Annotated in this window: 10 protein-coding genes; 7 read left to right on the top strand and 3 right to left on the bottom strand. The window is 46.2% G+C overall.

The features are described from left to right. Window positions 1-12 precede the first annotated feature (12 nt). Window positions 13-1,377, top strand: a complete 1,365-nt coding sequence (gene radA, locus ICN35_RS03460; protein ID WP_216124326.1) for a DNA repair protein RadA — start codon at window positions 13-15, stop codon at window positions 1,375-1,377. A gap of 23 nt (window positions 1,378-1,400) precedes the next feature. Here radA and prmB read toward each other — a convergent pair whose 3' ends face one another. From prmB to dapD, 3 genes are read right to left on the bottom strand one after another with little or no spacing between them, the layout of a single operon-like run. Continuing rightward, window positions 1,401-2,297 carry a 50S ribosomal protein L3 N(5)-glutamine methyltransferase gene (prmB, locus tag ICN35_RS03455; protein ID WP_216124324.1) on the bottom strand — a complete coding sequence of 299 codons (897 nt, stop codon included), beginning with the start codon at window positions 2,295-2,297 and terminating at the stop codon, window positions 1,401-1,403. A gap of 44 nt (window positions 2,298-2,341) precedes the next feature. Continuing rightward, window positions 2,342-3,493: a succinyl-diaminopimelate desuccinylase gene (gene dapE / locus ICN35_RS03450; protein WP_215296511.1), complete on the bottom strand. Its 1,152-nt coding sequence runs from the start codon at window positions 3,491-3,493 to the stop codon at window positions 2,342-2,344. 6 nt (window positions 3,494-3,499) lie between these two features. After that, complete coding sequence (dapD, locus tag ICN35_RS03445; protein WP_216124322.1) at window positions 3,500-4,327, bottom strand: 2,3,4,5-tetrahydropyridine-2,6-dicarboxylate N-succinyltransferase; 828 nt, start codon at window positions 4,325-4,327, stop codon at window positions 3,500-3,502. 174 nt (window positions 4,328-4,501) lie between these two features. Between dapD and smc the strand changes: the two genes are divergently transcribed. From smc to ICN35_RS03415, 6 genes are all read left to right on the top strand, one after another. Next, complete coding sequence (gene smc / locus ICN35_RS03440; RefSeq protein ID WP_216124320.1) at window positions 4,502-8,023, top strand: chromosome segregation protein SMC; 3,522 nt, start codon at window positions 4,502-4,504, stop codon at window positions 8,021-8,023. Continuing rightward, the gene (locus ICN35_RS03435) at window positions 8,024-9,088 is read left to right on the top strand and encodes a cell division protein ZipA C-terminal FtsZ-binding domain-containing protein (protein WP_370625654.1); all 1,065 of its coding nucleotides are present in this window, start codon (window positions 8,024-8,026) and stop codon (window positions 9,086-9,088) included. Window positions 9,089-9,097: 9 nt separating this feature from the next. After that, window positions 9,098-11,113 (top strand): NAD-dependent DNA ligase LigA, encoded by a 2,016-nt coding sequence (gene ligA, locus ICN35_RS03430; RefSeq protein WP_216124319.1) that lies wholly within the window; start codon window positions 9,098-9,100, stop codon window positions 11,111-11,113. Between the two features lie 12 nt (window positions 11,114-11,125). Beyond that, a complete protein-coding gene (locus tag ICN35_RS03425) occupies window positions 11,126-11,890 on the top strand; it encodes a class II aldolase/adducin family protein (protein WP_216124317.1) in 765 nt (254 codons plus the stop codon). 12 nt (window positions 11,891-11,902) lie between these two features. Beyond that, a complete protein-coding gene (locus ICN35_RS03420) occupies window positions 11,903-12,088 on the top strand; it encodes a 4-oxalocrotonate tautomerase (protein WP_215296516.1) in 186 nt (61 codons plus the stop codon). Between the two features lie 118 nt (window positions 12,089-12,206). Next, window positions 12,207-13,229, top strand: coding sequence for a 2-dehydropantoate 2-reductase (locus ICN35_RS03415; RefSeq protein ID WP_216124314.1), 1,023 nt, complete (start codon window positions 12,207-12,209; stop codon window positions 13,227-13,229). Window positions 13,230-13,276: the final 47 nt, after the last annotated feature.

The following is a 13,276-nucleotide window of genomic DNA, read 5'->3' as shown; positions in this document are numbered from 1 at the left end:
ACTAGGAATCCCTTGGCTAAAGTCAAAACGGTTTATATCTGCCAATCTTGTGGCGGCACTTCTGCAAAGTGGCAGGGCCAGTGCCCATCGTGTCAGGCGTGGAACACTATGGAAGAGGGCTTGCCCGAGACCACGTCTAACTCGCGGTTTCAGGGTTTAGCGCAATCATTACCAAGACAAAAACTCTCTGCAATTACTGCCGAAGATTTGCCACGTTTTAGTACTGGTGTTGAAGAGTTTGATCGCGTATTAGGTGGTGGGCTAGTACCTGGTGGCGTAGTTTTATTGGGTGGCGATCCAGGAATTGGTAAATCAACACTCCTACTGCAAGCTTTGGCTGAGATGAGCTCTGCAGGTATGAATGTGCTCTATAGCAGTGGTGAAGAATCGGCTGCACAAATAGCATTGCGTGCAAAACGCATCGCGCTCAATGCGCCACAACTAGAGGTCTTAGCAGAAATTCAGTTAGAAAAACTCATCTCCATCATGGATACTGTCAAGCCACAGGTATTGGTGGTGGACTCTATTCAGACTTTGTATTCTGAGGTGTTAAGTTCAGCGCCAGGTTCCGTCGCCCAAGTGCGTGAGTGCGCTGCCCAACTCACCAGAGCTGCAAAATCCAGTGGGATCTGTGTATTGATGGTGGGTCATGTGACTAAAGATGGCCACTTGGCTGGCCCACGGGTGCTGGAGCACATTGTGGATACGGTATTGTATTTTGAGGGTGATACCCATTCTTCATTTCGTTTAGTGCGCTCGATTAAGAATCGTTTTGGTGCCGTTAACGAGCTTGGTGTATTTGCAATGACTGAAAAAGGTCTACGAGGTGTCACCAACCCCTCGGCAATCTTCTTATCGCAGCATGAGCAAATGGTTCCCGGCGCTTGCGTATTAGTCACTCAAGAGGGCAGTAGACCACTCTTGGTAGAAATTCAGGCATTGGTAAATACAGCACATGTTCCTAACCCACGGCGTCTTGCAGTTGGCTTAGAGCAAGCCCGTTTAGCAATGCTCTTAGCGGTATTGCATCGCCATGCGGGCGTGGCGTGTTTTGATCAAGATGTATTTTTAAATGCTGTTGGCGGTGTCAAGATTTCAGAACCAGCGGCAGACTTGGCAGTGCTGCTAGCAATTCAGTCATCGATTCGTAATCGCGCCTTACCTAAGGAGCTCATCGTTTTTGGTGAGGTAGGATTGGCTGGAGAGATTCGTCCTTGTCCGCGCGGTCAAGAGCGTTTGAAAGAGGCTGCTAAGTTAGGCTTTACAGTGGCCATTATTCCAAAGGCGAATATGCCCAAGACCAAGATCCCGGGCTTAAAAGTAATTCCTGTAGAGCGAATTGATCAAGCGATCGCAGCTGCTGCAGAACTCAGTTAATTTTCAGTAAATCGTTTTATTTTTTAACGCAGATCTTCTGCTTGTATTAAGAGTACTTGCTCTTCGCCAGCGGACACTTCCATCCAAATCACAGGAATTTGTGGGAACGCCTTTTTAAAGTTCTCATACTCATTACCAATTTCAAGCAGAATAGCGCCACGTTCAGAGAGATAATCTAGCGCTTGAGCAATAATCCTGCGAATTAAATCCATACCGTCATCACCACCCGCAAGGGCCAAGGCTGGTTCAGCTTGATATTCAGCTGGTAGAGCGCTCATTGAAGTGGCATTGACATAAGGTGGGTTGCAAATAATCAGATCAAAGAGGTTGTCTTCATTGGGCTCGGGTAGTGCATCCCAAAGATCGCCATCTAATAATTCCACTTGAGAGCTTAAGCTATGGCGATCCACATTGCGTGCTGCAACAGATAAGGCTGGCATGCTGATATCACAAGCGCTCACATGAATATCAGGACAAGAAAGAGCAAGCAAGATAGCCAAAGAGCCATTGCCAGTGCAAAGATCTAATGCTTTGCCATCGGCCGGTAACCATGGCTCCAATGATCCATCCACAATCAGCTCCGCAATCCATGAACGGGGAACAATACTTTGTTCGCTACAGAAAAATGGCACACCCATTAACCAAGCTTCACCCAAAATGTAGGCCAGTGGTTTACGAGTTGCAATTCTTTGCTCAGCGATAGCGAATGCCATTTGGTATTGATCGCTCGTTAGTGTTCGCTCTAGATGATCTAGTGCTTCTGCAGGACTGAGTTCCAATTGTTTGCTGGTAATCCACAAGGCTTCACTCTGCGCATCGCTAGCGCCATGCCCATAATGCAATTTTGCGGCCTTTAGTTTGAGTGCGACTTGATCAATGCACTGATTGACTGTAAAGGCTTGTGAAGGCTCAGGGTCCATGATGGATGAATTGTGTATTAAAAAAGAAAAGCAGTGGGGTGAGATTAAGCTATGAGCTGCTCAAGCGTTTTGCGATAGATATTTTTGAGGGGCTCAACATCATCAATGATGACGCACTCATCGATTTTGTGGCTAGTCGCATTGAGCGGCCCAAATTCCACAACCTCTTTGCAGATCTTGGCGATAAAGCGACCATCGCTAGTACCCCCAGTAGTGGAGAGTTCGGTATCCACTCGTGTCTCGGCTTTAATGGCTTTGCGTAAGGCACCTGCTAAATCGCCATCACCAGTAATGAATGGGCTGCCACCTAATACCCAGTCGATCTCAAAATCAAGACCAGCGTTTTTGAGAATGTTTTCAAGACGTTCGCGCAATTGTTCTGGTTTGCTCTCGGTAGAGAAGCGGAAATTAAAGTCGATTACTAGCTCACCAGGAATCACATTATTGGCACCAGTGCCCGCATGAACATTCGAAATCTGAAAACTGGTTGGCTGAAAATATTGATTGCCCTTATCCCACTCAGTCTCTACCAATGCTGTAATGGCTGGCGCAGACAAGTGAATGGGATTCGCACCTAAATGAGGGTAGGCAATATGCGCCTGTATACCTTTGATCTTCACTTTGCCGGATAAAGAGCCGCGACGACCATTTTTAATCATGTCACCCAACTGATCAACAGAGGTTGGTTCGCCAATCACGCAGTAATCCAAGCGTTGACCATGTTGTTGTAAACGCTCACACATGATGACAGTGCCATCATTGGCGGGACCCTCTTCATCGCTAGTAATTAAGAAGGCAATGGAACCTTGATGATCAGGATGGGTAGTAACAAATTCTTCTGTGGCAACTACAAATCCAGCTAGAGAGGTTTTCATATCAGCTGCACCACGACCGTAGAGTAAGCCATCACGAATCGTTGGCGTAAATGGGTTGCTGGTCCATTTTTCAAGCGGGCCAGTGGGCACTACATCGGTATGACCAGCAAACATCAGCACTTTGCCTTGATCGCCCGCTTTCCCTTTTTTGATGGCCCAAAGATTGGTGACCTGAAAATTCTCAGGCCCACTAATAACGCTCTCAGTATGAAAGCCAATTGCTTGTAAGCGTTGAGCAATTAAATCCTGGCAGCCACCATCTGCCGGTGTTACGGAATGGCAAGCGATCAGAGCTTCAGTAAGCTCAAGCGTGGCGCTCATAGATTTTTAGTCGCGCAGCAGTTCGTTGATGGCAGTCTTGGCTCTGGTTTGTGCATCCACTTTTTTTACAATGATTGCGGCATACAAACTGTACTTACCGCAAGCAGAAGGCAATGAGCCTGGAACTACTACTGAGCCAGCAGGAACACGACCGTAATGCACTTCACCAGTTTCACGATCATAAATTTTGGTACTTTGACCAATATAGACACCCATGGAGAGAACCGAATTCTCTTCAATGACGACCCCTTCAACTACTTCAGAGCGGGCGCCAATAAAGCAGTTATCTTCAATAATCACTGGGCCGGCTTGAATTGGCTCTAAAACACCGCCAATGCCAACGCCACCAGAAAGGTGAACGTTTTTACCAATTTGAGCGCAAGAACCAACGGTTGCCCAAGTGTCGACCATAGTGCCTTCACCAACATAAGCACCAATATTGACGTAAGAAGGCATCAAAACAGCATTTTTGCCAATAAAAGAGCCTCGCCGAGCCATAGCAGGGGGAACCACGCGGAATCCGCCCGCTGCAAAGTCAGCAGCCGTATAACCTTCAAATTTGCTAGGAACCTTATCGTAGAACTGGGTGTAACCACCAGCACTCATTGGAACGTTGTCCTCTAGTCGGAAAGAAAGCAGTACGGCTTTCTTAACCCACTGATTTACTTCCCACTTACCGACATCGCGACGCTCGGCGACTCGAATGGCGCCCGCATTGAGGCCTTCCAAGACCGCATTTACAGCGCTCTGGACGCTTCCAGGGGCGCTGTTGGGTGAGAGGTCTGCGCGGTTTTCCCAGGCTTGTTCAATGATGCTTTGTGGTGATTGGCTCATGCTTTTCAGTTAACTATCAGATTGTTAAGGGATTTTGTCCCTGGAGGTAGATCTACCATTATATCGATGGGGCAAAAACGCGTCTAAGTAGCCTTAAGCTTGCTATCATCTTCCCACTTTAGATGTAAATTTTTACCCCTTTTTTGAACCTCTTTTTTCCCTGCAAAGTACGCCGTGCAACTGAAATCCATCAAACTTTCCGGCTTTAAGTCTTTCGTTGACCCAACCCATTTTGAAATGCCTGGCCAATTAATTGGTGTTGTAGGCCCTAACGGTTGCGGAAAGTCGAACATTATTGACGCTGTACGTTGGGTTTTGGGTGAATCCCGCGCCAGTGAGTTGCGTGGTGAGTCCATGCAAGACGTTATTTTTAATGGCTCAGGTTTACGCAAACCATCTGGTCGTGCCAGCGTAGAACTCATTTTTGATAATTCTGAAGGACGTGCTCAAGGTCAGTGGAGTGCTTTTACAGAATTAGGTATCAAACGTGTTTTGACTCGTGACGGTAATTCTAGTTATTACGTCAACAACCAAGTGGTCCGCCGCAAAGATATTCAAGATATTTTCTTGGGTACCGGTATGGGTCCAAGAGGTTACGCCATTATTGGTCAAGGAACAATTAATCGCATCTTAGAGGCAAAACCAGAAGAGTTGCGTGTGTTCTTGGAAGAGGCAGCTGGGGTTTCTAAATACAAAGAGCGTCGTAAAGAAACTGCTTCTCGTTTAGAGGACACTGTCGAAAATTTAACCCGTGTTGAAGACATTTTGCGTGAGCTTGATCAACAACTCACTCGCTTAGAAAAACAAGCAACAGTTGCCGAGCGTCATGCAGAGCTCTCTGCGCAAATGAAATCCCAGCAACAGTTACTCTGGTTTGTGCGTCAGACCGAGGCTGGAAAAGAGCAAGAGCGTCATGCCAATGCTATCCGTGATACCCAAGTGAACTTGGAAGAGCAGACTGCTAAGCTGCGTCATGCTGAGTCTGAACTGGAAACCATGCGTACTCAACAATACGCATTGCAAGATAAAGTCTCTGAGGCGCAAGGTGAGTTATATGAAACCAACTCTGATGTGAGTCAGGTTGAATCACAGATTCATTATGTACAAGAAGCGCGCCAACGCTTACAACAACAAACTCAAGATTTGCAGGCACAATTGCAGCGCTGGACCGTGCAAGAAACTGATGCTGCTCAAGCGCAACGCACTGCTGAGCATGAACTAAATGAAGCTTCAGAAAAAGAACAAACTCTCTTGGCAGACCTCACTGGCTTACAAGGGCAGATGCCAAGTCGTGAAGAGGCTTATCAAACTGCTGCACGTGATCTCAATAACGCCCGCGAAAGCTTAGCCTCTATTGAACAACGTCTTGCGAGTTTGGGTGAGCGTATTCGTGCCATGTCAGCTCAATCCGATGAGCTCAAAGGGCGTGAAGCCCGCTTAAGAGGTGAGCTTGATGGTATGCGTAGGCCAGATGCAGAAGCTTTGCAAATGGCGATTGATCGTCAAGCTATGGCGCAGCGCAAAGTTGAAGAGTCAAAACAACGCGCAGGTGAAACACAGCAACGCGTGCCTGCTGCAGATGAGGCACGTAATGCTGCCCAACAAAAAATTCAGACAGCCAATCAAGATTTGGCTCAAACTGAGGCTAAGTTAACTGCTTTGACCGCCTTACAAGCCAGCGTGCAAGCGCAAGGCAAGATTGGTCCATGGCTTGAAAGTAAAGGTCTTAAAGAAAGTAAGCGTCTCTGGCAAGAGCTCAAAGTAGAGAGCGGTTGGGAAGCCGCTTTGGAGTCGGTATTGCGTGAGCGTTTGGCTGCAGTGACTGCAAAGAGTGTGCAAGAAACTCTCGCTTTAGCCAATGATGCGCCTCCAAGTCGTTTGGCGATTTTGCTGACAGAAGAAATTAGCCCAGCACATACATCAGCTCCAGCGGATTTCACACCTTTATTAAGTCGTGTGCAAAGTGCTGGTGCCCCAAGGCTTACCTCTGTGTTGCAAGAGTGGTTAGACAATATTTATATTGCCTCCAGTCTCGAAGATGCTTTGCATCGCCGTGAAAAATTACCAGCTGGTGGTGCATTTGTTACTCAGCAAGGCCATTTAGTGAGTCGTGTAAGCGTGCAGTTATATGCAGCAGATTCTGAGCAGGCTGGTATGTTGGCCCGTGCGCAAGAGATGGAAAGTCTTGAGAAACAGTTACGCGCTCAAAAATTGATGCAGAGCGAATTGCAAGGTGAACTAGATCAATGCGTTGCTAACTATCAAGCGGCTCATCAAGCAGCAGAGCAAGCTCGTATCAATGCTGAGCAGGCAGTGCAAGAAGCTCATGGCTTTGAAGTAGAGAGAATGCAGTTAACTCAGGCTGAAGAACAATATAGCCAGCGCGCTGCCCAAATTCAGGATGAATTGGGTGAGTTGCGTCTGCAAGGTGAGCAATTAGGTAATACACAAGAGCAATCTGCGGCAGAGTTAAGTCAAGCAGAAGAATCTAAGCAGGGCCTCCAAGATGCTTTAGCATCTGCTCAAGAAAAATTAGAGGCTGCCACGCAAGAACGTGATCGTTTGCGTGAATCTTTACGCGCAGCAGAAATGTCTGCACAAGAGGCTGCCTTTGCAACTCGCTCACTGCAACAGCGTATAGCAGACTTGCAACGTGATCAAAGTACTGCTCGCACTCAGATCATGGAGATTCAGGATAAGTTTGATCAGGCCACTCAAGAGTTAGTTTCCTTAAGTGACGAAGAAGCGCAAGAAAAATTACAGGGACTCTTGTTAGCTCGTAGCGCGCGTGAAGCGGCTTTGGCAAACGCTCGTACTGAGCAAGATGCTTTATTACATCAATTGCGTGAGGCTGATGAAGCCCGTATGCAGATAGAGCGTAGCTTGCAGCCAATGCGCGATAAGGTGGTGGATTTGCAATTGCGTGAGCAGGCTGCCCGCTTGAACTATGAGCAATTTGCGACTTTGTTGACCGATGCAGAAGCTGACTTAACTGCCTTGGAAGCAAACTTTAGTCCTGACCTAAAGGTGGGTGCCTTGCAGACTGAAGTCAATCGTTTAAATACTGAGATTCAATCATTGGGTCCAGTGAATATGGCTGCGCTTGATGAGTTATCCAGCTCACGTGAGCGTAAGCAGTTTTTAGATGCACAATCTGCTGACTTGAATGAAGCAATGCAGACTCTGACTGATGCGATTGCCAAGATTGATGCAGAGACTCGTGATTTATTGCAAGGCACCTTTGATCAAGTCAATGGTCACTTTGGAAAATTATTCCCAGAACTGTTCGGCGGTGGTCATGCTGAATTGGTGATGACTGGTGAAGAGATTTTGGACGCGGGCGTTCAAGTAATGGCCCAACCTCCAGGCAAGAAAAATAGCAGCATCTACTTGCTCTCCGGTGGTGAAAAGGCTTTGACGGCGATCGCACTGGTTTTCTCTCTTTTCTTGTTGAATCCAGCTCCATTCTGCTTACTTGATGAGGTTGATGCACCGTTAGACGATGCCAATACCCTGCGCTATTCTCAACTGGTCGCCAAAATGTCAGATAAAACACAGTTTTTGTTTATTTCCCACAACAAAATCACCATGGAAATTGCCCATCAGTTGATTGGTGTCACGATGCAAGAGCAAGGCGTATCACGCATTGTTGCCGTGGATATCTCTTCAGCGGTTTCAATGGTAGAGGCTGCTTAAGTGTACGTAGAACAAATCATGACAATGTTGGGTTTGTCTGATTTGCAGTTTGCCTTAGCAGTTATTGGGCTACTGATTTTGATATTGGTAGCCATCCTCAACCTTAAGTACTCCCGGGCACGTCGTAAAGCAAGAGAGCAGAGTGAATATGCTCTTGATGATCGCTTTGCACGCGAGCCTAGTTTTGGTCAGGGTTTTGCAGATGCTGACTCAAGTGAGCGTAATGAACCTAGTTTTGGTAGCGCGCTTTTAGCAACGACTTCTTCTCCTGAGAAGTTTGCCATCGATCCTCGCATTGACTGCGTCATTATGCTACGCTTTGATGAGGGTATCAGCGGGGCAGAGATTCTTGAAGAAATTAATACATGGACAGACTTACAAACGCAATCTGCTGCAAAGTGGATGTGCGAAGGTTTGAATATTGATCAGGGGTGGGAAGAGTTAAACCCGCAATCTTCATACTCTGAACTCCAATTAGCTATTCAATTAGCAAGTCGCCGAGGTGCTATTGGCGTCTTGGAATTATCTGATTTCTGTTCTCGCGCTCAAGCGCTCGCCGATACCCTGGGTTCCCAAATCGACATGCCTAGCGTCAACTCCATGCTAGAGAGCGCTAAGGAGTTGGATGTGATGGCGGCAGATAGTGATATTCAACTCAGCATCAACGTACTCTTTGATGAAGCTTGCCCTTGGGGTAATTTTGATGCACTGATGCGTCAACGTGGCTTCAAGTTAGCGCGTAACGGCCGTGAATATGAGTTCTATAGTAGTGGGGCATTGATCTTTACCAGCGCAGGTTTAGATCCAAATAAGCCGGTAATGCAATTGACCTTACTCTTAGAAGTTCCTCTGGTTGCGCAAGAAGAGCGCGCCTTTGAAAGAATGTTGGCTGAGGGCGTGGAGATTGCACAAGCTGCTCATGGTCGTTTAGTAGATGACAATGGTATTAATTTGAGCGAAGCAGCTGTGATCAGTATTCGTCAGCATCTTGATGGCCTTTATGCCAATCTTGAGAAATCTGGCATCCCTGCTGGATCTTCCACAGCTAACAGACTCTTTAGCTAGGACATCACTTTGTCGTCGAATAGTCCGATAAATACAGCGGAGCGTTACGCATTCTTACAGGCTGAGCTTGCCCGCCTAGAGCATGCTTACTATGTTCTAGATAATCCACTATTACCTGATATTGAATATGACCGCCTCTATCGAGAGTTATTAGATATTGAAGCGGCTCATCCAGAGTGGATTACACCAGAGTCCTTATCTCAACGGGTCGGTGGTACTGCCTTAAAAGAGTTTGATTCAGTGACTCATGAAGTACCCATGCTCTCGCTCAATAATGCATTTGAAGAAGCTGAGCTAAGCGCTTTTGATCGTCGTTGTCGTGAAGGCTTGCACGCGGATCATGTAGCTTATGCAGGCGAGTTGAAGTTTGATGGTCTGGCCATTTCTCTGCGTTATGAAAATGGCTCTCTAGTCAGAGCCGCTACTCGTGGTGATGGGGCTAGTGGTGAGGACGTTACTGCGAACATCAAAACAATTCGCGCCATCCCTCTGAAATTAACGGGTAAAAGTATTCCACGAGTTTTAGAGGTTCGTGGTGAGGTCTTTATGTACCTTCAAGACTTTCAAAAAATGAATCAACAGGCAGCTGCTAGTGGCGAAAAAGAATTTGCCAACCCTCGCAATGCTGCTGCGGGAAGCTTACGTCAATTAGATTCAAAGATCACTGCAAAAAGACCACTTTCTTTCTTTGCCTATGGGCTGGGTGCTTTAGAGCCGCAGTCTTGGCTACCAAAAACTCATGAAGAATTACTCAACGCTTATATAAAACTTGGGTTGCCAGTGTGCTCAGAGCGCAGGATTCTTCATTCAGTTGCGGAGATCTTGGCTTTCTACAATGAGATTGGTGCCAAACGTGATGCATTGCCCTATGACATCGACGGTGTTGTCTATAAAGTCAATTCATTTGCAGAGCAGACAAAACTTGGCTTTGTATCTAGAGCTCCACGATTTGCATTAGCCCATAAGTATCCAGCTCAAGAGGCGCTGACTACTGTATTGGGAATCGATGTGCAAGTAGGTCGTACTGGTGCGATTACTCCCGTTGCACGACTGGCTCCAGTCGAGGTGGGGGGTGTTACTGTTACCAATGCTACCTTGCATAACGAAGATGAAGTCAAGCGCAAGGATGTGCGTATTGGGGATACCGTTTCGGTACGAAGAGCAGGTGATGTGATTCCCGAAGTAGTTTCGGTGATCAAAGATCGCCGCCCTGCAGATACGAAAGAATTTGTGATGCCAGTCAATTGCCCAGTATGTGATTCTCATATTGAGCGTTTAGCCGATGAAGCAGTGGCACGCTGCAGTGGTGGCTTATTTTGTGGTGCGCAGCGTAAGCAAGCTTTAATACACTTTGCCCACAGAAGGGCTCTCGATATTGAAGGTTTGGGTGAAAAGATTGTTGATCAATTGGTAGATCAGAATCTCGTGAGAACGCCGGCTGATCTTTATCGCCTCGGTTTCACTGCTTTAGCGAATCTAGAGCGGATGGGTGATAAGTCAGCGGATAATCTCATTCAGGCGATTAATCAATCCAGAAATACCACCTTAGCTAGATTTATCTTCGCCCTCGGTATTCGTCATGTTGGTGAGACCACTGCAAAGGACTTGGCCAATCATTATCAATCGATGCATGCACTCATGGATGCCAGTATCGAGGATTTGTTGACTGTTAAAGATGTGGGTCCTGTGGTTGCAGATTCAATCACCAGCTTTATGCAAGAAGCACATAACCGAGAGGTCATTGAGCAACTCCTGGCCTCAGGAATGCAGCTTTCTGTCGAGGAAAAAATCATCAGCGCAGCTGTAGCGGGTAAAACTTTTGTCCTTACTGGTACCTTCCCAACCATGACCCGCGATGAGGCTAAGGACCTCCTGGAAAAAGCAGGTGCTAAAGTCGCTGGCTCAGTTTCTAAAAAAACTGACTATGTCGTTGCTGGAGAGGATGCAGGCAGCAAGCTTACTAAGGCAGAAGAGTTGGGTGTACCAGTGATTGATGAGTCAGCAATGTTGCAGTTATTAAAGTAGCTCTATTCTCAGATGAATTCCTTGCATTCTAAATTTCATATCAACTCTGAGGATTGGGCTGGCTTAGAGCCAATCTCTGACCAAGAAAAACAAGTTCGCATTGATTTAGCGACAGCTTATCAATTGGCTTATTTAAAGAATTGGGATGATGGAATCTATACCCATATTTCAGCTTCAGTGCCTGATGAAGATGGTACTTATTTACTCAATCGATTTGGATTGCGCTTTAATGAAGTGACTCCTCAAAATTTAGTAAAGGTAAATCTGCAGTGCCAGGTATTGACAGGGGAGGGCCCTGTCAATCAGACAGGATTTGCGATTCATGGTGCAGTACATGCTGCGCGCTCTGATGCAAAGTGTGTATTACATCTTCACGTAGATTCAGTAATTGCCGTATCGGCTCAAGCAAAAGGACTCTTGCCAATTTCGCAGCATGCTTTACGTTTTTATCGTGATGTGGCGTACCACGACTATCAGGGATTGGCATTGTCTGCCAAGGAGCAGGCTACTCTATTAGAAAATTTGGCTGATAAGAAAGCAATCCTTTTGCATAACCACGGTAGCATTGTTTGTGGAGCTTCCATACAGCAAGCATTTTATTTAATGGATGTTCTGGATAAGGCCTGCAAAATTCAGGTGCTATCTAGGTCTGATCAGGATTTCATTTGTCCACCTGCTGAAATCTGTGAATTAACTTATGGACAGCTATGTAGTGATGGGGATGATGAGGGTCGGCTAGAATGGCCTGCATATGAAAGAGCTTTGATGGATAGCTAAAAGGAGAAAACAATGCCATTAATTCAAGTGCAATTATTTGAAGGTCGCAGTGATGATGTAAAGCGGGAATATGCAAAAGCCATCACAGAGGCTGCTGTAAAAATTATGGGTTGCACTGCAGCATCAGTCGATGTGATTTATCAGGATGTAAAAAAATCTGATTGGGCGACAGCAGGAAAACTGTGGAGTGATTCCTAGCTATTAAATACTCGATATTCCTTCCGGGAATATCTCATATAGCATCTCTTGTATTCACAAGCGAACATAGTTTGCGCAAGATACTTCAAATCATATTTTTAGATTCTGAGGAGGCTGTATGAAAATCTGCGTCATTGGAGGTGGTGGAGCAATTGGTGGTTACTTGGCTGCTAAATTAGCCAGGGCTGGTAATCAAGTAACCGTAGTTGCGCGGGGCGCTACCCTTGCAACAATCCAAAAAAATGGTCTAACACTCTATATGGAGAGCGAGCCTCGTCCTATTGTTGCTCAGGTTAGGGCAGTGGAAAAAATTAGTGATGTCGGCATACCTGATGTCATCATGTTGGCTGTAAAGGCACATCAAATTGAGCCAATCATTGATGATTTGGCTAGCATTGTTGGCCCTGAGACCACATTGATCCCAATGCAAAACGGCATTCCATGGTGGTACTTCCAAAATCTACCAGGCCCATTTGAAAACTTCCCGGTAGAGACGGTCGATGCTGGTGGGCAGATTATGAAAAAGATTCATCCACGAAATGTGATTGGTTGTGTTGTCTATCCAGCCACCTATGCAGAGTCTCCTGGCGTAATCCGTCATGTAGAGGGCAATCGTTTTCCGCTTGGTGAGCTTGATGGATCTCAATCCGAGCGCATCCAAAAAATTTCTCAGATGATGTCAGATGCTGGATTTAAGTCACCTATCTTAGAAGATATCCGCTCAGAGATTTGGTTAAAGCTCTGGGGTAATATGACTTTTAATCCTATCAGTGCGCTCACTCATGAGCATCTTGAGGGCATTTGCAGAAATCCTCTGACTAAGGATTTGGCGCGCAATATGATGCTCGAGGCACAAACTATTGCTGAGAAGTTAGGAGTTATATTCCGGGTGGATGTTGAAAGACGTATTTCTGGAGCAGAAAAAGTTGGTAAACACAAAACCTCAATGCTTCAGGATCTCGAAGCTGGCAATAACTTAGAGATCGATGCACTCCTTGGTTCTGTGATTGAGCTTGGGCGCATTACCAATACTCTGACACCTTGTTTAAGCACTGTATTTGCTTTAACTAAACTTTTAAACACTAAGGTTCAAACCTCACAAGGCAGGTTGGCTCTGCCAGAGCTTGTACTTGAACATTAGTCTTACCAAAGTCCTGCAGTATGTTGTAGTTTGATCCCATCTTGATG

The organism is Polynucleobacter sp. es-GGE-1 (genome assembly GCF_018882005.1).
Classification (GTDB): domain Bacteria; phylum Pseudomonadota; class Gammaproteobacteria; order Burkholderiales; family Burkholderiaceae; genus Polynucleobacter.
The sequence above is the reverse complement of the archived record's forward strand: the minus strand, read 5'-3'. Positions and strand labels throughout refer to the sequence as shown.

Bases quoted from the DNA above. Each gene is read 5' to 3' on its own strand.
- prmB (WP_216124324.1), bottom strand. From the start codon at position 2,297: ATGGACCCTGAGCCTTCACAAGCCTTTACAGTCAATCAGTGCATTGAT.
- dapE (WP_215296511.1), bottom strand. From the start codon at position 3,493: ATGAGCGCCACGCTTGAGCTTACTGAAGCTCTGATCGCTTGCCATTCC.
- dapD (WP_216124322.1), bottom strand. From the start codon at position 4,327: ATGAGCCAATCACCACAAAGCATCATTGAACAAGCCTGGGAAAACCGC.
- ICN35_RS03425 (WP_216124317.1), top strand. From the start codon at position 11,126: ATGAATTCCTTGCATTCTAAATTTCATATCAACTCTGAGGATTGGGCT.
- ICN35_RS03420 (WP_215296516.1), top strand. From the start codon at position 11,903: ATGCCATTAATTCAAGTGCAATTATTTGAAGGTCGCAGTGATGATGTA.
- ICN35_RS03415 (WP_216124314.1), top strand. From the start codon at position 12,207: ATGAAAATCTGCGTCATTGGAGGTGGTGGAGCAATTGGTGGTTACTTG.